This is a genomic window from Arthrobacter sp. AL05, assembly GCF_029960715.1.
In the GTDB taxonomy this organism is placed as follows: domain Bacteria; phylum Actinomycetota; class Actinomycetes; order Actinomycetales; family Micrococcaceae; genus Arthrobacter.
The window spans coordinates 339,290-356,428 of the sequence record NZ_JASBRC010000003.1; the positions used below are offsets into that span (position 1 = coordinate 339,290).

At 65.8% G+C, this 17,139-nt stretch carries 19 protein-coding genes; 10 read left to right on the forward strand and 9 right to left on the reverse strand.

The features are described from left to right. Positions 1–42: 42 nt before the first annotated feature. From QK287_RS06140 to QK287_RS06160, 5 genes are all read left to right on the forward strand, one after another. Complete coding sequence (locus tag QK287_RS06140; protein ID WP_226773913.1) at positions 43–468, forward strand: CoA-binding protein; 426 nt, start codon at positions 43–45, stop codon at positions 466–468. 236 nt (positions 469–704) lie between these two features. After that, positions 705–1,415, forward strand: coding sequence for a polysaccharide deacetylase family protein (locus QK287_RS06145; RefSeq protein WP_226773914.1), 711 nt, complete (start codon positions 705–707; stop codon positions 1,413–1,415). A 53-nt stretch (positions 1,416–1,468) separates the two neighbouring features. Beyond that, positions 1,469–1,876, forward strand: coding sequence for an MmcQ/YjbR family DNA-binding protein (locus QK287_RS06150; RefSeq protein ID WP_226773915.1), 408 nt, complete (start codon positions 1,469–1,471; stop codon positions 1,874–1,876). Beyond that, positions 1,873–2,418, forward strand: a complete 546-nt coding sequence (locus QK287_RS06155) for a DUF1990 domain-containing protein (protein WP_226773916.1) — start codon at positions 1,873–1,875, stop codon at positions 2,416–2,418. Before QK287_RS06150 ends, QK287_RS06155 begins: the two co-directional genes overlap by 4 nt. Positions 2,419–2,550: 132 nt before the next feature. Continuing rightward, positions 2,551–2,844, forward strand: coding sequence for a DUF503 domain-containing protein (locus tag QK287_RS06160; RefSeq protein ID WP_226773926.1), 294 nt, complete (start codon positions 2,551–2,553; stop codon positions 2,842–2,844). A gap of 213 nt (positions 2,845–3,057) precedes the next feature. Here QK287_RS06160 and purL read toward each other — a convergent pair whose 3' ends face one another. Genes purL through purS form a run of 3 tightly spaced genes read right to left on the reverse strand, consistent with a single transcriptional unit; the run spans position 3,058 to position 6,393 of the window. Next, positions 3,058–5,385 (reverse strand): phosphoribosylformylglycinamidine synthase subunit PurL, encoded by a 2,328-nt coding sequence (gene purL / locus QK287_RS06165; RefSeq protein WP_226773917.1) that lies wholly within the window; start codon positions 5,383–5,385, stop codon positions 3,058–3,060. Continuing rightward, positions 5,382–6,140 carry a phosphoribosylformylglycinamidine synthase subunit PurQ gene (gene purQ, locus QK287_RS06170; protein ID WP_226773918.1) on the reverse strand — a complete coding sequence of 253 codons (759 nt, stop codon included), beginning with the start codon at positions 6,138–6,140 and terminating at the stop codon, positions 5,382–5,384. Before purQ ends, purL begins: the two co-directional genes overlap by 4 nt. Position 6,141: 1 nt before the next feature. Then, entirely contained in the window at positions 6,142–6,393 is a 252-nt protein-coding gene (purS, locus tag QK287_RS06175; RefSeq protein WP_011690410.1) for a phosphoribosylformylglycinamidine synthase subunit PurS, read from the reverse strand. A gap of 268 nt (positions 6,394–6,661) precedes the next feature. Between purS and QK287_RS06180 the strand changes: the two genes are divergently transcribed. Further along, positions 6,662–6,847, forward strand: coding sequence for a hypothetical protein (locus QK287_RS06180; RefSeq protein ID WP_226773919.1), 186 nt, complete (start codon positions 6,662–6,664; stop codon positions 6,845–6,847). Between the two features lie 355 nt (positions 6,848–7,202). Beyond that, a complete protein-coding gene (locus tag QK287_RS06185; protein WP_226773927.1) occupies positions 7,203–10,400 on the forward strand; it encodes a S8 family serine peptidase in 3,198 nt (1,065 codons plus the stop codon). A 117-nt stretch (positions 10,401–10,517) separates the two neighbouring features. Here the strand turns inward: QK287_RS06185 and QK287_RS06190 are convergent, their stop codons facing one another. Genes QK287_RS06190 through QK287_RS06205 form a run of 4 tightly spaced genes read right to left on the reverse strand, consistent with a single transcriptional unit; the run spans position 10,518 to position 12,887 of the window. Further along, entirely contained in the window at positions 10,518–10,883 is a 366-nt protein-coding gene (locus QK287_RS06190) for a serine protease inhibitor (protein WP_226773920.1), read from the reverse strand. Next, on the reverse strand, positions 10,883–11,836 hold the full coding sequence (locus tag QK287_RS06195) for a 3-methyladenine DNA glycosylase (RefSeq protein WP_282359596.1): 954 nt from the start codon (positions 11,834–11,836) through the stop codon (positions 10,883–10,885). The genes QK287_RS06190 and QK287_RS06195 overlap by 1 nt, the downstream gene beginning before the upstream one ends. Further along, a complete protein-coding gene (locus QK287_RS06200; RefSeq protein ID WP_226773921.1) occupies positions 11,829–12,386 on the reverse strand; it encodes an SSI family serine proteinase inhibitor in 558 nt (185 codons plus the stop codon). Before QK287_RS06200 ends, QK287_RS06195 begins: the two co-directional genes overlap by 8 nt. A gap of 27 nt (positions 12,387–12,413) precedes the next feature. Continuing rightward, positions 12,414–12,887: a MarR family transcriptional regulator gene (locus QK287_RS06205; RefSeq protein ID WP_226773922.1), complete on the reverse strand. Its 474-nt coding sequence runs from the start codon at positions 12,885–12,887 to the stop codon at positions 12,414–12,416. Between the two features lie 76 nt (positions 12,888–12,963). On the opposite strand from QK287_RS06205, the gene QK287_RS06210 reads away from it, so the two are divergent. Both QK287_RS06210 and QK287_RS06215 read left to right on the forward strand, forming a co-directional pair. Then, positions 12,964–13,197, forward strand: coding sequence for a hypothetical protein (locus QK287_RS06210; RefSeq protein ID WP_226773929.1), 234 nt, complete (start codon positions 12,964–12,966; stop codon positions 13,195–13,197). A 194-nt stretch (positions 13,198–13,391) separates the two neighbouring features. Beyond that, on the forward strand, positions 13,392–13,586 hold the full coding sequence (locus QK287_RS06215) for a hypothetical protein (RefSeq protein WP_226773930.1): 195 nt from the start codon (positions 13,392–13,394) through the stop codon (positions 13,584–13,586). A gap of 147 nt (positions 13,587–13,733) precedes the next feature. Here the strand turns inward: QK287_RS06215 and QK287_RS06220 are convergent, their stop codons facing one another. Then, a complete protein-coding gene (locus QK287_RS06220; RefSeq protein WP_253031338.1) occupies positions 13,734–15,092 on the reverse strand; it encodes an aspartate kinase in 1,359 nt (452 codons plus the stop codon). Positions 15,093–15,335: 243 nt separating this feature from the next. On the opposite strand from QK287_RS06220, the gene QK287_RS06225 reads away from it, so the two are divergent. Next, complete coding sequence (locus QK287_RS06225; protein WP_282359567.1) at positions 15,336–16,445, forward strand: hypothetical protein; 1,110 nt, start codon at positions 15,336–15,338, stop codon at positions 16,443–16,445. Between the two features lie 73 nt (positions 16,446–16,518). Here the strand turns inward: QK287_RS06225 and recR are convergent, their stop codons facing one another. Beyond that, on the reverse strand, positions 16,519–17,118 hold the full coding sequence (recR, locus tag QK287_RS06230) for a recombination mediator RecR (protein ID WP_226773925.1): 600 nt from the start codon (positions 17,116–17,118) through the stop codon (positions 16,519–16,521). Positions 17,119–17,139 lie beyond the last annotated feature (21 nt).

Genomic DNA, 17,139 nt, shown 5'->3' on the forward strand with positions numbered 1-17,139 from the left:
GACCCCGCGCGGGATGGCCGCGCGCGGGCCTAGGCTGGGTAGATGACCCATGTGAACGACCCCGCAGTCATCGAACGGCTCCTGCGCGAGAAGGGGCGCTGGGCCATCGTCGGACTGTCGACGAATCAATGGCGGGCGGCATACCAGACGTCCCTGTTTATCCGTGACAGTCTCGGGATGGAGATCGTCCCGGTAAACCTGCCCGGGGATGCCGTCCACGGCGAGCCCGGCTACGCCAGGCTGGCCGACATCCCGGCGTCCGGCCAAGCCCTTGACGTTGTGGACTGCTTCGTGAATTCGCAGCGGGTCGGAGCCGTAGTGGACGAAGCGATCGCCGCCGGCGCGAGGGCCGTCTGGCTGCAGCTGGGCGTGATCGACGAGGCCGCCGCCGCCCGTGCCAAAGCCGCAGGGCTGGACGTGGTGATGAACGCCTGCCCGGCGCAGGAAGCGCCGCGGTTCGGTCACTGAGTAACGGCCGCAGGCTGCCGGTCACTTCGACCTGCTATTCTGCGCCGGACCTACTTCGCCTAGCGCTGGGACCAGACTTGTGTGAGCACCACGTAACAGAGCCCCGGCGGCCCCTTGGGCGCCGGACGGCGCTTGGGTTCCTGGGCGCCTCGCTGGCGACGGCCTTGGTGGCCTGCGCGGATCCGGCTGGCCCGTCCACTGCGCCGCCGCAAGCACCCGGCCCCGCAGCCCCTGCCGTGTCCGCCCCTGCCGTGTCCGCCCGGCCCGGGCGTCTGCGCCTCCCGCTCTTGCCCGACGACGGACCCACCCGACGTCCGCGCGCACCGGTTATCCGGGATTTCACGCTGCCTCCGGTTCAGAACGGGCTGGCGCCGGTGCTGACCAAGATCGAGACGAAGCAGCCGGTGGTTTTCCTCACCATTGACGACGGGGTGGCGAAATCTCCCGAAATGATCCGGCTGATGGCCGCGTACGATTATCCGGCGTCGATGTTCCTGACCCGGAACTTCGTTCAGGACAACCCCGGTTTCTTCGAACCCTTCGCCGCCCAGGGGAGCCTGGTGGAGAACCACACACTGAGCCACAACATCAACATGGTCACTCAGATGGGGTACCAACAGCAGCTCGCAGAAATCACCGGTATGCAGGATTATGCCCAGCGGGTGTTCGGACGGCGTCCCGCGCTGTTCCGCCCGCCCGGTGGCGCCTACTCGATCAGCATGCGGCAGGCAGCCGCGGCGGCAGGGATTAAGGCGATCGTCACCTGGGAGGCTAAAGCCAACGCCGGCCGGATGGACTACCAGTACGGCAATACCCTGCGTCCGGGGGATATTGTGCTGATGCATTTCCGCCCCGAGTTCGCCGCCGATCTGGCTGCTTTCCGGGCCGCCCAGCTGGCCGCCGGCCTTGAAGTGGTGCTGCTGGAGGACTTTCTCGGCGTCGTTTGAGGTACTCCCGGCGGGGACCCAAGAAAGTCGGCGGAGGCAAGTAGGCTGAGTTCATGGACGCAGCGGGACTTCGTGGAATCTGCCTTGGCTTGACCGGTGCTTTCGAAGACTTTCCGTTCGGCCCGGAGACCGCTGTCTTTAAGGTGCGGGCCGCAGTGTCCGGCGGCGTCCGCCACGAAGCAAAAATATTCGCCCTCTCTGCCCTGCAGGCGACTGACTTCTCCGTCAGCCTGAAATGCGAGCCGGCCCTGGCAGAGCAGCTGCGTGCGGCGCACCCCGAGATCACCGGAGCCTGGCACCTGAACAAGAAGCACTGGAATGGTGTGCGCCTGGATGGTTCCCTTCCCGATGCGATGGTGCGCGACATGGTTGAAGATTCCTACGACCTCGTGGTGGCTTCGCTGAACCGCCGCCAGCAGGAACAGCTGGGCTGGGCGCGGCTGGCAGGAGGCCGGGCATGAGCGCGCGGATCGCGGCCGGAGAGCTGAACTATCCGGGCATCGGCTCCACGGAGCATGGGCCGGCGCCTGCGGGCTACGAATGCCTGGTCACGCACGCCTACGTGGGCGAGGGCCTGGCCAGCTACCGGCGCGTGGTCCAGGGGACGCTGAACTGGCAACTGCAGAAACGGGCAGGACTGCGTGTCCGCGCGGAATCGGATGTGGTGGCCCCCGGCACCCGCGTGGTCAGCGGGTTCGGCGTCGGGCCGTTCCGGATCGACGCACCGTGCGAGGTGGTCTGGGTCCGCCGCCCGGTACCCGGTAAGGGCCCGCAGTCCGCCGGGTTCGGCTACGGGACCCTCCCCGGGCATCCCGTCCGGGGCGAGGAGGCGTTCGAGATTTCCATCGATGCAGGGGGCCGGGTAGCTATCCGGATCACGGCGTTTGGGGTGCCGTCCAACTGGTTCTACGCGGCGGGCGACGTGCTGGCGAAGCGGGTGCGGGGCCACATCACGTCCCGCTACATCCGGAGTGCACGGGAACTTGCCGCAGGGGTGGACTGAGAGCAGCAACAGTGCTGAATCAACTGACCCTCGACCCAGCAAGGCCTCGACCGGACGCCGCATGAGGGACGCCGCTGCGCTCGGGCGATGGTGGAGCTCGCCATCGTCCGGAACCTCAGGAGGGACAGTGCAATGTGGATCGGCTGGATTGAATGTGACCTGCTCCTTGGCGACGTCCACAGCCTGAAGGAAAAGCGGTCCGTGGTGCGGCCCGTGCTGGCCGAGCTGAAGCGGCGTTTTGAGGTCTCCGTGACCGAGGCTGGCCTCCAGGACCAGTACCGGCGGACCATAATCGGCGCCGGTCTCGTCGCAGCGGACCGGGCCCATCTTATGGAAGTTCTTGCCGCCGTCGAACGCTTTGTCGCCGCCCGGCCCGACATGGAGCTGCTCAGCGTCCGCCAACGGGAGTTGCGCAGCGATGACTGACCTCAACTGATCGATGCAGCAGCGGCGGTGCGGGTGCCGCCAAGGCCCGCGGTCCCGGGCAGGACGAGCCTCCGCCGTGGACCGCCGCGGTCAGCGCTGTCCAAGCCACGCGGGGTGACTTGGCGCCCATCCCGAGGGGGTTCTCCAAGCGGCAAGTGGCCCCACGGCGCGGTCGGTTAGGCCCGCGCCGTGGGGTCAGGGTTGCGGTGCGGACTAGCCGAAGTACTTCGGCAAGGTAGCCTCGTGGGCTTCGCGGAGCGAGGCGAGGTCCAGGGTGTCGACGCCGTTGATCTCAAGCGTGCCGCCCTCGGCGTCCACGACGCCGATCCGGAGGTGCGCGAAGCCGCGGGCGGTGCACATGTCCTTGAACCTGATTTCCTCGGAGCGGGGCACCGCCACGATGGCGCGGCCCTGGGTCTCGGAGAACAGCGCGGTGAACAGGTCCACGCCATCGCGGTCCAGGATATCCTGCAGCGCAATCCGGGCACCCACGCCGTAGCGCAGCGAGGACTCCACGAGGGCCGCGGCAAGGCCGCCCTCGGAGAGGTCGTGCGCGGAATCCACCATGCCGTCGCGGGAAGCGTTAATCAGGATCTCGCCCAGCGCACGCTCGGCGGCCAAGTCAACCTTGGGAGGCAAACCACCCAGGTGTCCGCGCATGTTGGACCACTCCGAACCGTCCAGCTCCGCAGCGGTTGTGCCGAGGAAATAGATGGCCTGGCCGTCTTCTTGCCAGCCCGACGGCGTGCGCCGGTCGACGTCGTCGAACTTGCCCAGCACGGCCACCACGGGGGAGGGGTGGATGGGCACTGTGCCGGTCTGGTTGTAGAGCGAAACGTTGCCGCCGGTGACCGGGATGCCCAGGACCATACACGCGTCGGACAGGCCGCGGATGGCTTCGGCAAGCTGCCACATAACGTCGGGATCCTCGGGCGAGCCGAAGTTCAGGCAGTCGCTGACGGCCATCGGCACGGCGCCGGAGGTGGCGACGTTGCGGTACGCCTCGGCCAGCGCCAACTGTGCGCCGTGGTAGGGATCAAGGTAGGTGTAGCGGCCGTTGGCGTCGGTGGCCAGAGCCACGCCCAACCCGGTTTCCTCGTCCACCCGGACCACGCCGGCGTCGTCCGGGAACGACATCGAGGTATTGCCGCCGACATAGCGGTCGTACTGGCTGGTAATCCAGGACTTGCTGCACATGTTCGGCGAGGAAACGAGTTCGGTGATGGCGGTGGCCAGGTCCGCGGGGGCGGACGGGCGGCCGGCGTCCTGCACGGACCCGGTGAAGGAGTCGGCCTGCACGGCGTCCTGCCAGGCGGGGCGGGCAAACGGCCGGTCGTAGACCGGCCCGTCGTGGGCCACTGTGCGCGGGTCGACGTCAACAATCACGTCACCTTCCCACGTGATGATGAGGCGTCCGGTATCGGTCACCTCGCCCAGCCAGGAATACTCGACAGCCCACTTGTCCATCACGGCTTCAAATGCTGCGACGTTTTCCGGGGTGACGACGGCCATCATGCGTTCCTGCGACTCGGACATCAGGATCTCGCCCGGCGTCAGGGTGGGGTCGCGCAGCAGGACGGAGGTGAGCTCGACTTCCATGCCGCCGTCGCCGTTGGAGGCGAGCTCGGAGGTAGCGCAGGAGATGCCGGCGGCGCCGAGGTCCTGGATGCCCTCAACCAGGGAGCCCTTGAACAGTTCGAGGCAGCATTCGATCAGGACCTTCTCGGCGAAGGGGTCCCCGACCTGGACGGCCGGACGCTTGGAGGGTTTGGTGTCGTCGAAGGACTCAGAGGCCAGCACGGAGGCGCCGCCGATGCCGTCACCGCCGGTGCGGGCTCCGAAGAGCACCACCTTGTTGCCCTTGCCGGAGGCGTTGGCGAGGCGGATGTCCTCGTGCCGCATCACGCCGACGGCGAGGGCGTTGACCAGCGGGTTGCCCTGGTACACGGAGTCGAAGACCATTTCGCCGCCGATGTTCGGCAGTCCCAGGGAGTTGCCGTAGCCGCCGATGCCGGCGACGGCGCCGTGCATCACGCGGGCGGTATCGGGGTGGTCGATGGCGCCGAACCGCAGCGGATCCATTACGGCCACGGGCCGGGCACCCATCGAGATGATGTCGCGGACGATCCCGCCGATGCCGGTCGCGGCACCCTGGTAGGGCTCGACGAACGACGGCGAGTTGTGCGACTCGATCTTGAACGTCACCGCCCAGCCGTCACCGAGATTCGTGACGCCGGCATTTTCGCCGATGCCCACAAGCATGTCCTTTTTCATCTCCTCGGTCACCTTTTCGCCGAACTGGCGCAGGTGGTTCTTGGAGGACTTGTAGGAGCAGTGCTCGCTCCACATCACGGAATACATGGCGAGCTCGGCGCCTGTCGGGCGGCGGCCCAGGACCTTAACGACTTCCTCGAACTCGTTCTGCTTCAGGCCCAGCTCGGCCCACGGCAGCTCGACGTCCGGTGTCTTGGCCGCGTTCTCGACCGTGTCGATGTTGAACTTCTTGGTCTCGGTGGCGTTGGGGCGCGACGTGTCCGTCATTTGTTGTCTCCCACGATCTTGTTCAGGACAGAGGTGAAGAAGCCAAGGCCCTCGGTGCCGGAGCCGTTCTCGGGGCCGAATCCTGCTTCCACGGCGTGTTCCGGGTGCGGCATAAGGCCCACAATGTTTCCCGCGGCGTTGGCGATGCCGGCGATGTCGCGGCGGGAGCCGTTCGGGTTGAAGCCGACGTAGCGGAACACCACACGGCCCTCGGCTTCCAGCGCGTCAAGGGTCTTGGCGTCCGCGATGTACTGGCCGTCCTGGTTCTTCAGCGGCACGGTAATTTCCTGGCCGGCGGCGTAGTCGCCGGTCCAGGCGGTTGTGTTGTTTTCCACCCGCAGGACCTGGTCGCGGCACATGAATTTCAAGTGGTCGTTTTTGATCATCGAGCCGGGCAAAAGGTGCGATTCGGTCAGGATCTGGAAGCCGTTGCAGATGCCCAGCACGGGCAGCCTGCCGTCCGAGGTCGCGGCGTCGATGATTTTGGTCATCAGCGGCGCGAACCGGGAGATGGCGCCGGCGCGGAGGTAGTCGCCGTAGGAGAAACCACCGGGAATGACGACGGCGTCGACGTCCCCCAGGGTGGTGTCGGCGTGCCAGAGCGGGACGGCGGTGGCGCCTGCGAGCCGGACCGCCCGGATGGCATCGCGGTCGTCAAGGGTGCCGGGGAAGGTCACGACGCCGATTTTCGCGCCGGCGAGCCGGGGCTCTGCGGCGACGGCAATGGCTTCGCCGATCAGGGGAAGTTCAGTCATCTCAGGCCTCGACGACCTCGACGTTGACGACGTCTTCGATCACCGGGTTGGACAGCAGGGTCTCCGCGGCGTTCCGGGCCTGGGCCAGGATCTCTTCGGTCACCTCGCCATCGACCGTGAGTTCAAAGCGCTTGCCCTGGCGGACAGAGCTAAACGCGGTGAAGCCCAGACGGGGGAGTGCACCCACGATGGCCTTCCCCTGGGGGTCGAGAATCTCGGGCTTGGGCATAACGTCGACAACGATCCGGGGCATCCGGCAACTCCTGTGCGTGAGCGTTGGGTAAGGGCGCAGCGGAGTGGTGCCGTCTCACGCCGGTCTGCTGTGTGGTGAGGACAGCGTAAAAGGGCGCTCCGCGAGCTTGCATCCCTATTCTACCGGCCGCGGTGCGTCCGGCCGCATTCGCGCGGGCAGTGTGAACACCGGCAGCGCGGCGGGCGCAGGCGCTGGTGCGCCCTTCGCCTCCGGCCCGGGACGCCGCAGTGCTCTGGTCACCCCGGTGCCCCGTCAGTAGCATGTGCCTATGGCTGAGAAAACGAAGTCCGTGCTGTTGCCCGTTGTTGCTGCTGCCGTTTTTGCGGGCCTCGGGAGGATGGTCCTGCAGAAGGTCATGGGGGACCGGAAGGCCAGGGAAAGCAATGTGGCCGGCCCGCTTGACGAGAAGACCCGCGCCGGGATCAGCGAACTGGTGAGGACGCCGCGGGAGTAGCGTGCCGGCGAGACGCCCGGCTCCTTTCTTCCGGGGGCCGCAATTCGGCCTCCGGGGCCCACCCGGGCGGCCCGGCCCAAGGATCTTGTCGAATTGTGTGACAAATTTCGATTTCCTGTTTGTGTTCTATGTCATAACCGGCTCTCAGTCTGTACTGTATGAATCGGCTGGTATCCGTCAGGGCCGTGAGGTTCCTAGCTCTTTCAGTCCTGCCAGTCCCCTGACCCGGTAGTGCCGCCGCAGTCCCCTGACCCGGCAACGCCGCCGGTATCGTTCCTTATGAAAGGTTCAACTACACGTGAAATCACCAGGAAAGAGCTTCCTTCGAAGCGGGGGACTCCGGAGGGCCGCGGCACTGACCCTGGGCTTGCCGGTTCTCTTGTCAACAGCCGCAATCGCGCCCGCCACGGCGGCTCCCGCGATGGGCTCGCCCGTCGCCGGAGTTGCGCAGAAGAATCTGGATCCGAACAGCTACCAGGACGGACGCTACATTGTCGTCCTCAATGAGAAACCGGCGGCCACCTACGATGGCGGGACGCCCGGGCTGGCGGCAACCAAGCCGGACTCCGGCAAGAAGCTCGACACCGGGAAGACCGACGTCCAGCGTTACGAGGCCCACCTCGAAGCGAAGCAGGCCGAGGTCGCCGGGCAGCAGAACGTCCGGATCAAGCGGCAGTTCACCGCGGCCGTCAACGGTTTCAGCGCAAACCTCACGGGGGACCAGGCCATCAAGCTGGCCAAGGACCCCGGCGTGCTGGTGGTTGCTCCGGATACCGAAAATGCCCCGGACTACTCGAGCACTGACTTCCTGAAGCTCAGCGGCCCCAACGGCACCTGGAGCACGAAGTTCGGCGGCCAGGCGGCCGCCGGCAAGGGTGTTGTCGTGGGTGTCATCGACACCGGCTACACCCCCTCCAGCGCCTTTTTCGCCGGCGACCAGGTTATGCCGCTCGTTGGCGATCCCGTCGTTGGCGTGCCGTACCGCACCGACGACGGCAAGATTGCAATGCTCAAGTCCGACGGCGATACCTTCATCGGCGAGTGCCAGAAAGGCGAGGGTACCGGCGCAGACTTTGACGGCTCCGCCTGCAACTCCAAAGTCCTCGCGGCGCATTACTTCGCCGATGACTTCCTGACGTACGTTCCGGCGGAAGAACGCTCCCCGCTGGAGAAGATCTCCCCGGTCGATGTCGCCAGCCACGGCACGCATACGGCCAGTACCGCTGCCGGGAACGCGAACGTCGAGACTTTCGTTGACGGTCGCAGCTTCGGTCTGACCAGCGGCATCGCCCCCGCGGCCAAGCTCTCTGTTTACAAGGTCTGCTGGGAGGATACCGACCCGAACAGCGGCGGCTGCTACAGCTCCTCATCGATCGCCGCAGTCGACCAGGCCATCTACGACGGTGTGGATGTCCTGAACTATTCGATTTCCGGCGCCACCTCCACCACCACCGATCCGGTCTCCATGGCGTTCCTGTCGGCCGCCTCCGCCGGAATCTTCGTGGCAGCATCGGCCGGCAACTCCGGCCCGACGGCGAGCACAGTGAACCACGGTGAACCGTGGGTCACGACTGTCGCTGCCAGCAGCTTCTCGCAGGAACTGCAGGGCACCGTCGAGTTCTCCGACGGAAGCAAGTTCCGCGGCGCCAGCATCATGAACCGCGAAGTCAAGGGTGCCGGCGTCGTGCTGGCTGCCAACGCGGCCGCCACGGCCGGAAACCCCAACGCAGCACTTTGCGGTCCGGACACACTGGACCCGGCGAAAGTCGCCGGCAAGGTAGTGGTCTGTGACCGCGGCGTCTTCGATCGCGTCGCCAAGAGCAAGGAAGTCCAGCGCGGCGGCGGTGTCGGCATGATCCTCGTCAACCTGAGCAACTCCTCGCTGGACACGGACAAGCACGCCGTCCCGACCGTCCACGTCAACCCGCCGGCCACCGAGACCATCAAGGCCAAGGTCACGGCCAACCCGGCCATAACGGTTTCCCTGGTCAACAAGGACACCACCGGCCTGGCGCCTGAGGCCCAGCCGCAGATCGCCGGTTTCTCGTCCCGCGGCCCGCTGCTGGCAACCGAATCCGACCTGCTGAAGCCTGATGTGACTGCCCCCGGCGTTGCAGTCCTGGCGGGCGTTTCGCCGATAGGCACCGGCGGGGACAACTTTGGCTTTTTGTCCGGTACCTCCATGGCGGCTCCGCACGTCGCCGGCTTCGGCGCACTGGTCCTCGGCAAGAACCCGAAGTGGTCCCCGGCCACGGTCAAGTCCGCGATGATGACCACCGCCGGTGACATCAAGAATGCCGACGGCAGCAAGAACACCGATGTCCTCGCCACCGGCGCAGGCCAGGTTGATCCGGCCCGCATGCTGGACCCTGGATTGGTGTACGACGCCAACGAAGACGACTACCTGAAGTTCATCCAGGGCACCGGAGTGGACCTCGGCATCCCGGGGCTGGGCAGCACAAAGGCCCGCGACATGAACGTCCCGTCGTTCTCGCTGGGCAACCTGACCGGCAAGATCGAAGTAACCCGGACCCTGACCGCGCTGACCCCCGGCACCTACCGGGTCAAGGCCGACGTCCCCGGTGTCAAGGTCACGGTAACCCCGTCCATCCTGACGTTCGGAACGGCAGGGGAGAAGAAGAACTTCAAGGTCTCCTTCGAGAATCAGAGCGCAGCACTGGGCAAGTTCGCCATGGGCTCGCTGACCTGGCAGGGCGCCAACAAGAACGTGGCTTCCCCGATCGCGGTCCGTCCGCAGTCGGTCGTCACCTCCAAGGATGTTGCCTTCACCTCCGAGGGCGGCACCGGCTCCGGTGACCTCAAGGTTGTCTCGGGCACCAACAATGCCATCAACATGACCCTGGACGGTCTATCCAAGGCGGACTCCTCTGCCGTTGAACTGGTCCCCGGTCCGGTGGCCCTTGGGGTTACGAACGCCTCGAACTTCGCCAAAGCCGTCCAGGTGCCGGCCGGCAGCCCGCTGGCCAAGCTCTCGGTCTACTCCGCGGACCCGAATGCCGACTTCGATATGTATGTGGTGAATCCCGCCAACCAGCTGATCCAGGTCGCAACCTCGTCTGCGAGCGAGTCGCTCTCAATCCCCAACCCGACCCCGGGAACCTACCGGATTTTCGTGAACCTCTACGCCAGCCCCAACGGCCAGGCCACGAAGGCGAGCGTCGATGCAGCTGTGCTCGGCTCCAATGTCGGCAACGCGACGTTGACGCCCAACCCGTTGCGTCTTGCCAACGGCAAGTCCGGAGTCGTGACGCTGAAATGGAAGAACCTGGCAGTCGGTTCCTACATCGGCCGGGTGACGTTCGCCGGCACCAGCGAGCCGACGTTTGTCAGTGTGCTCGTGACTCCGGCAGGCGCCGTGGTGGTGCCGCCGACCTCTGAGGACCAGGACAGCAATGACGGTCCCGGTGACAGCGGCGACGGAAGCCACGACGGCAAGGACAAAAAGGACAAAAAGGACAAGGGCAAAAAGGTGAAGAAGGAGCAGGCTAAGTTCCAGAACGAGGAACTTAGCGCTCCCAACAACGCCGTCTAGGCGCAGTTCCAGTCCTGACAAAACGGCAACGGCCGGCGGTTTGCACCGCCGGCCGTTGCCGTTCCTGCACTGCCGGCCGTTGCCGTTCCTGCGTCCTGCCGGACGCAGGCGGCCAGCCTAGATCGCGCCGGTGGAACCCGCCACTCCGCCCAGCAGCGGCGCCATGGCCCGCCAGCGGGCGATCTCGCAACCGTCCGTGCGGCTGAACTGGCTGGTGACTTCCCGGCCCAGGAACCACCCGGTGACCACGGCCAGCTGCGGACCGCCGTACTGCTGGGTGCACAATTTCGGCGGACCGGGCCGGGGGAAGAACATGTCCTCCCCATGCTGTGTGACGGCAGCGAGGGCGGCGGTGGCATCCGGCAGGGTACATCCCGCCGCGAGGACGCCGTCGCTTGCCGACAGCTGAAAAACGTGTTCCGGGGCGCCCGGTGCCTCGGTCAGTCGAACGGTGAGATCGATCTCGTGGTGATTGTGGGTCATTACTGTCCTTTTGTACGTTCGATGTCAGGGCCGGACCGTATCGACCGCAGCAGGGGAGCAAGCTCCCGCAGCAACCGCTCCCGCAGGTCTTGCGCTTCGGTCGAAAAAGCCCGCTGGTATTCGATATAGGCGGCTTTGCCCTCGGGTGTTTCGATCAGGATGGCGGGATAGCCCCACTCGTCCAGGTCATAGGGGGATGCCTGCATGTCCATGGCCCGGATCCGCCAGGAGAGCTCGAAACAGTCCATCACCAGCTCACTCGGCAGCAGCGGGGCAAGCTTGTAGGCCCACTTATAGAGGTCCATGTTGGCGTGCAGGCAACCGGGCTGTTCCATGGACCGCTGGTTTTCCCGGCTTGGCGCCAGGCTGTTGAGCGGAACCGCGTCCGGTGTGTAAAAACGGAAGGCGTCGAAGTGGGAGCAGCGGATCCGGTTTTGCTCCACCACTTCGTCGGTTCGTTCGGAGCCTAGCCGCAGCTGGAGGTATTCGTGCCGAAGCTCGAACTTATCCTGCCGGTAGACCATGGCCCATTCGTGCAGCCCAAAGCAGCCGAATTGGGCCGGGCGCGCCGCAGTCCCGGCCAGGATAATCCCGGCGAATACCAGGGCCTCCCGACGGTCCCGGACGAAGGCTTCGACGTCGACAGTGGCAGCCGTGGTGCCCGGCGGCAGCCCCGCGGCGGCGAGTTCGCCGTCGTCGGCCGCGCGGTAGTACTTCCAGCCGGTCCGCTCGGCCGCGGCGGGCCCTGACAGTACGACGCCGGCGCCGGGGTGCCAGCGCAGCAACTGCCCGGGTTTCTGGGTGTAGTAGGTGAAGAGAAAGTCCTCTACCGGGTGCTTCTTGCCCGCCGAACGCCGGGCGAGGTAAGGGTCCGCGTAGCGGCGGACACGCGCGTGGTGGGCAGCTTGGCGGGGCAGCCAGTGATCTGTGGAAAGTCCCTGCAGTTTAGACAGCTCCGCCGGTGGAGCCCAGGACGTCCTTGGCGGCGTTCCAGGCGGAGATCTCGCAGCCGTCGCGCAGACTGAACGTTGTTTCGACCGGACGTCCGTCCACGACGCCCGTGACCGTGGCCTCCTGCGGGCCGCCGTACTGCTGGGTGCAGGCCTGGTCTTTTGGCCGGGGCTGCGGGCTCAGGAGCGCTGCGTCGTTCTTCAGGGCGGTGCAGGCTGCGGCAGCGTTGGGGTGCTGGCTCTCGGCGGAGGGAACTCCGTCCACGCAGACCAGTGTGAAGTTTGCGGGTGTGCCGGACGCGGACGGTTTGACGCTGATGGCGAGTTCGGCGTTGCCCAGTCCCGGCCCCGGGGTCGCGGAGGCGGCGGACGGCGCAGGTGCCGGCGTTTTTGTTTCGGCATCGGGCGAGGGTGTGCCTGTCGGGGCAGTGCTGGTCCCGTCCGTCGGGGCGGTGGCGGTGGTCGACGGCGTCGGTGTTGTTCCTGGCGAGCAGGCGGCGAGTCCGGCCACTGCCATCAGAACGAACGCCGCCTGGCTCAGTTGCTTGCGCATCAGCAGTCCTCCTGTGTTTTGCCCAGTCTACCGCCGCGGCGGCAGCTCGACGGGGGTCTTTGTGGCAGCAATCAGGCCCATCATGGCGCTGTGCAGATGGCTGACCTGTTCACGGGTCATGCCCAGCCGATCCATCATGGTGCCGGGCACGGCTGTCGCTTGCTGCCGCAACGCCGCACCCCGCGGCGTCAGGCCCACGGCAAGGGTCCGTTCGTTGCCGGGCACGCGCTGGCGGGTGATGAATCCGGCCGACTCCAGGCGGCGGAGCAGGGGCGAAATCGTTGCCGGTTCCTGGGCGATGGCAGCGCTGATGTCTCGTACGGAGCGGGGGCTGGATTCCCAGAGGCAAAGCATCACAAGGTATTGCGGGTGGGTCAGGCCGAGCTGGTCCAACACCGGCTTGTAGGCGCCGACGACGCTCCGGGAGGCCACCGTAAGAGCGAAGCAGAGCTGGTGCTCTAGCAGGAGGTCGTCCCGGGCTTCCCCGGTCGATTCCGTCATCTGGCCTCCTAGATAGTTCGTGTACTAATCATTAGCGTACACTGGAGTCATCGTCCCGTTCTAGGAGTGGATTGTGATGGCCAACGAAAAAGCCGAAAACGGCTCGCAGCGTTTTATGCGTGCCACCGGCAAGCTCCGGATGATCTTCGGCCCCGCCAACCGCAGCGCCCTCGGCCATGAGATGACGGAACAGAACCGGCAGCTGCTGGCCGCGCGCGAAGCCGAAACCCAGCAGTGGGAGACCCTCCGGAGGCCGGACGGAAGCACCTATGTTGTGCCGCGCAACCCCGATGACAAGTCACTGCGCTGAGCCGCAGCAAGGCCGGGGCTCCGGGGCCGCGTCCGGCCCTGGTCTCGGGCCGCCCGGCGCCTTTTGCCGCCGTCGGGCGTAAAATGAGGGCACTGGCCCCGCACGCAGCCGTGGCCGTTCAGCATGGCCCGGACGCTGGAGAGGGGGTGGGAATTGTGGCACTCGCACTGCGGAAAGCTGCCCTCGGAAAGCACCTGCACCCGTCGTCCTGGATAGGTTTCTTTTTCGGTACTGCTTCGAGGGGGGATACCTCCTCGCCGGTCGTGCACAAGCACGACGACTTTGAGCGGGCTTCCGAAGTGGACCTCGCCGGTTTCGAAGTGGAGACCGATGCGCAGGGACATCACTACGCTGTCCGAAAGGAAGATCTCCGGAACCAGGAAGCCTGAGCATTCGCCGGAGGGGCGCAAAGGTCCCGGGCGTAACGGGCAGGGAGCGGCCGGCGCCGGTCCCTGCCTTCAATAATGGTGTCTTGTCTTAATGACGGCTGGCTAGCCGCGTCCGGCGTGAATCCCCGCCGAGTCCCGCCGTTCCGGTCAGCGGCCGGTACCGCCGTAGACCGTTGCCTCGTCCTCGCTGTCCAGGTCAAAAGCCTTGTGAATGGCGCGAACGGCGTCGTCGAGCAGATCAGCGTGCGTGACGACGGAAATCCTGATCTCCGAGGTGGAGATCATGTTGATGTTGATGCTGGCCTCCGAAAGCGCCGCGAAGAACCGCGCAGAGACACCGGGATGGGACCGCATGCCGGCGCCGATCAGCGACAGCTTTCCGATCTTTTCGTTGTATTCGATGCTTTCGAAGCCGATCCGGTCCTGCGCGGCGTGCAGGGCGGCCAGGGCGTCGGCGCCCTCGACGATCGGCAGGGTGAAGGAAATATCGGTCCGGCCGGTGCCGTGCGTGGATACGTTCTGGACAATCATGTCAATGTTCGAGTGCGCATCGGCGATGACCTGGAAGATCGCCGCGGCCTTGCCGGGAATATCAGGAACCCCGACGACCGTGACCTTGGCTTCGGAACGGTCGTGGGCAACACCGGAGATGATTGGCTGCTCCAAGGCAACTCCTTCTTGGGTTGGGATCTTGTCGTCGGCGCCGGGTAGGACCCAGGTGCCTTCGTTCTGGCTAAAGGAGGATCTTACATGCAGCGGCATACCGAAACGGCGCGCATACTCGACGCAGCGCAAGTGCAGGATCTTGGCGCCGGACGCCGCCAGTTCGAGCATCTCCTCGCTGGAGATCCGGTCGATCTTGCGCGCGGACGGTACAACTCTGGGATCTGCGGTGTAGATCCCGTCGACGTCGGTGAAGATCTCGCACACGTCGGCATCGAGGGCGGCGGCCAGCGCCACCGCTGTGGTGTCCGAACCGCCGCGGCCCAGCGTTGTGACCTCGTTGGTGGTGCGGCTCATGCCCTGGAAGCCTGCGACGATCGCAATGTGTCCCTTGTCCAGGGCGGTGCGGATGCGGTGCGGGTCGACGTCGATGATCCGGGCTTTGCCGTGGATGCCGTCGGTGATCATGCCGGCCTGGGAGCCGGTGAAGGACTGTGCCGAAGCGCCGAACTTGTTGATGGCCATGGCGAGCAGGGCCATCGAGATGCGTTCACCGGCTGAGAGCAGCATGTCCATTTCCCGGGCCGGCGCCGCATCGGTGACCTGTGCGGCCAAGTCCAGCAGTTCATCGGTGGTGTCGCCCATGGCCGAGACAACCACAACGACTTCGTCACCGGCGTTCTGGGCGTCGACGATCCGCCTGGCCACCCGCTTTATCCCCGCAGCATCCGCTACTGAGGAACCGCCGAATTTCTTGACCACCAGGTGCCTGGTGGGGGCGGCCGTGACGGGCAGCGTTAGCGGCTGCGGTCCGGAGTGGACTTCGGTAGTGGGCAAACTCATGCGCGCACCCTCACTGGATCATCGGGGTTCTGGGCCAGGCAACCAAACGGCGCGACGGCGTAACTTCTCAGCCCAGTTTATCGCCGTGTCCCGTCGGTTGCTTCATTGTGACCGAATGGCAGACGGGCCCCCTCATTTCCTCTGGACATGCTCTCCCTCGCGGATCAGGATTGGGCATATGGCGGGTATGTCCGTTCAGGGACGCGGGTGCTGGACATGTCCACTAGGTCGGAGGCTCAAACGGTGGACCAGGATGGGGAAGAGTTTGGCTATGAGCTGATCGGCGCCGGGGCCACTCCGGATGCCGCGCCCGGGGTCGGCGACGGGCAGAGCGGCGACGACCGGGACGGCGGGCCATTCCAGGCCGCCGGCCGCATGACCCGCGTAGTCCGGGCAGCCGTTCACGAACGCCTGCTGGCCGTGCGCACGCTGAGGTTCTGGCTCGCGTCGGCAGCGGTATCGCTGGCTTCGTGGGGTTTGGCCATGTTGCTGGTCGCGGTCCTGGGTGCCGGCGAAGAACTCCACGGCGATTCGTACCGTTTGGCGTACGTTCTGACCGCGGCGGCGTTGACAATGGTCGCGGCGTTAGCAGGGGTGCTGTGGGGTCTCGGTTGGCGCAGCCGGGTCCATTGCCCCTCGCCTTCGGAGCCGGTGTCCGAACGGGGCGGCGGCGCTGGCCCGCTGCCACGCTGGTTCGAGGCTGCGTCGCGGGGTGTCGCGTTTGCTTTGGCTGCCTTCGTTTTCCTGCTGGTGCCGGCCTTTGGATCCGGCGGGCCGGTTGAAGCAGCGGTTGTTGCGGCAATCGTTATGGTGGTGGCTTCTGCGGCGTTCGGTGGGATTGGTGCCGGCGCCGCTGCCTGGCTCCGTCCCGGTGCCGCGCGAACCGCCGCCTGCGTTGTTGCGGCCTTTCTGGTGCTGGGAAACGTGGTGGCAGTGGTCGCTCTACTGCCGGCGGTTCGCGCTGACGAGCCGGTGCTGGTGGCCATCAATGTCGAGCGCGATGACTTGGGCCGGGTGGTGCATTTTGAATGTTCGCCCGAGTTTGCCGGGATTGCCGAGGTCTTCCACACCGAGCGGATCTTCTGGCTGGCGGTTTCGAACCCGGTGATTATATTTACCCTGCTGCTTGGGGACCCATCGTCTCCGCCGGACTCCCTCCGCTGGCTGCCGGTTGAACTCCAGGCCGCCGCCGAAGGCCGGCATGTCCCGTGTCTTGAAGCGGAGCCGTTGGAAGAATCCGGACTGCAGATCCCGTTGGCTCTCAGCGGGTTGGCCGGCCAGGGTGTGCTGGCCGGGATTTTCCTGAACGGAGGGGCTGCGGCAGTCCGACGGCGTGAGGTTGCTCCGAGGTAAACGCCCCCGGGCCGGTTAGGCGCTAGTGTGCCAAGGTGGGGCCGAGGCGGCGTTCATCATCATCCCGGGTGGACTAGCTCAGAGCGTTGCGGCGGCCCTCGAACGCACGGCCCAGCGTGACCTCATCGGCGTATTCGAGGTCGCCGCCCACGGGCAGTCCCGACGCCAGCCTGGTGACGGCGATCCCGATCGACTTGAGCATACGGGCCAGGTAGGTAGCCGTTGCCTCGCCCTCCAGATTGGGGTCGGTGGCAATGATGACTTCCTGGATGGCCCCGTCGTTGAGCCGGGTGAGCAGCTCACGGATCCGGAGCTGCTCGGGGCCAACACCGGCGATGGGGTTGATGGCCCCTCCAAGCACGTGGTAACGGCCGCGGAAAGATCGGGTGCGTTCGACGGCAAGGACGTCTTTGGATTCTTCAACGACGCAGATGATCGAGGGGTCCCGGCGCGGGTCCCGGCAGATGTTGCAGAGTTCCTGCTCCGTGACGTTCCCGCAGACGGTGCAGAATTTCACCCGCTCTTTGACAGTGATGATGGCATCGGCCAGCCGCTTCATGTCCTGCGGGTCGGCTTCAAGGATGTGGAAAGCCAGCCGCTGGGCGGACTTGGGCCCGACGCCGGGAAGCCGTCCGAGCTCGTCGATCAGCTCTTGAACTGCACCTTCGTACACTTTGTCCTCGTTCGTCTTTGT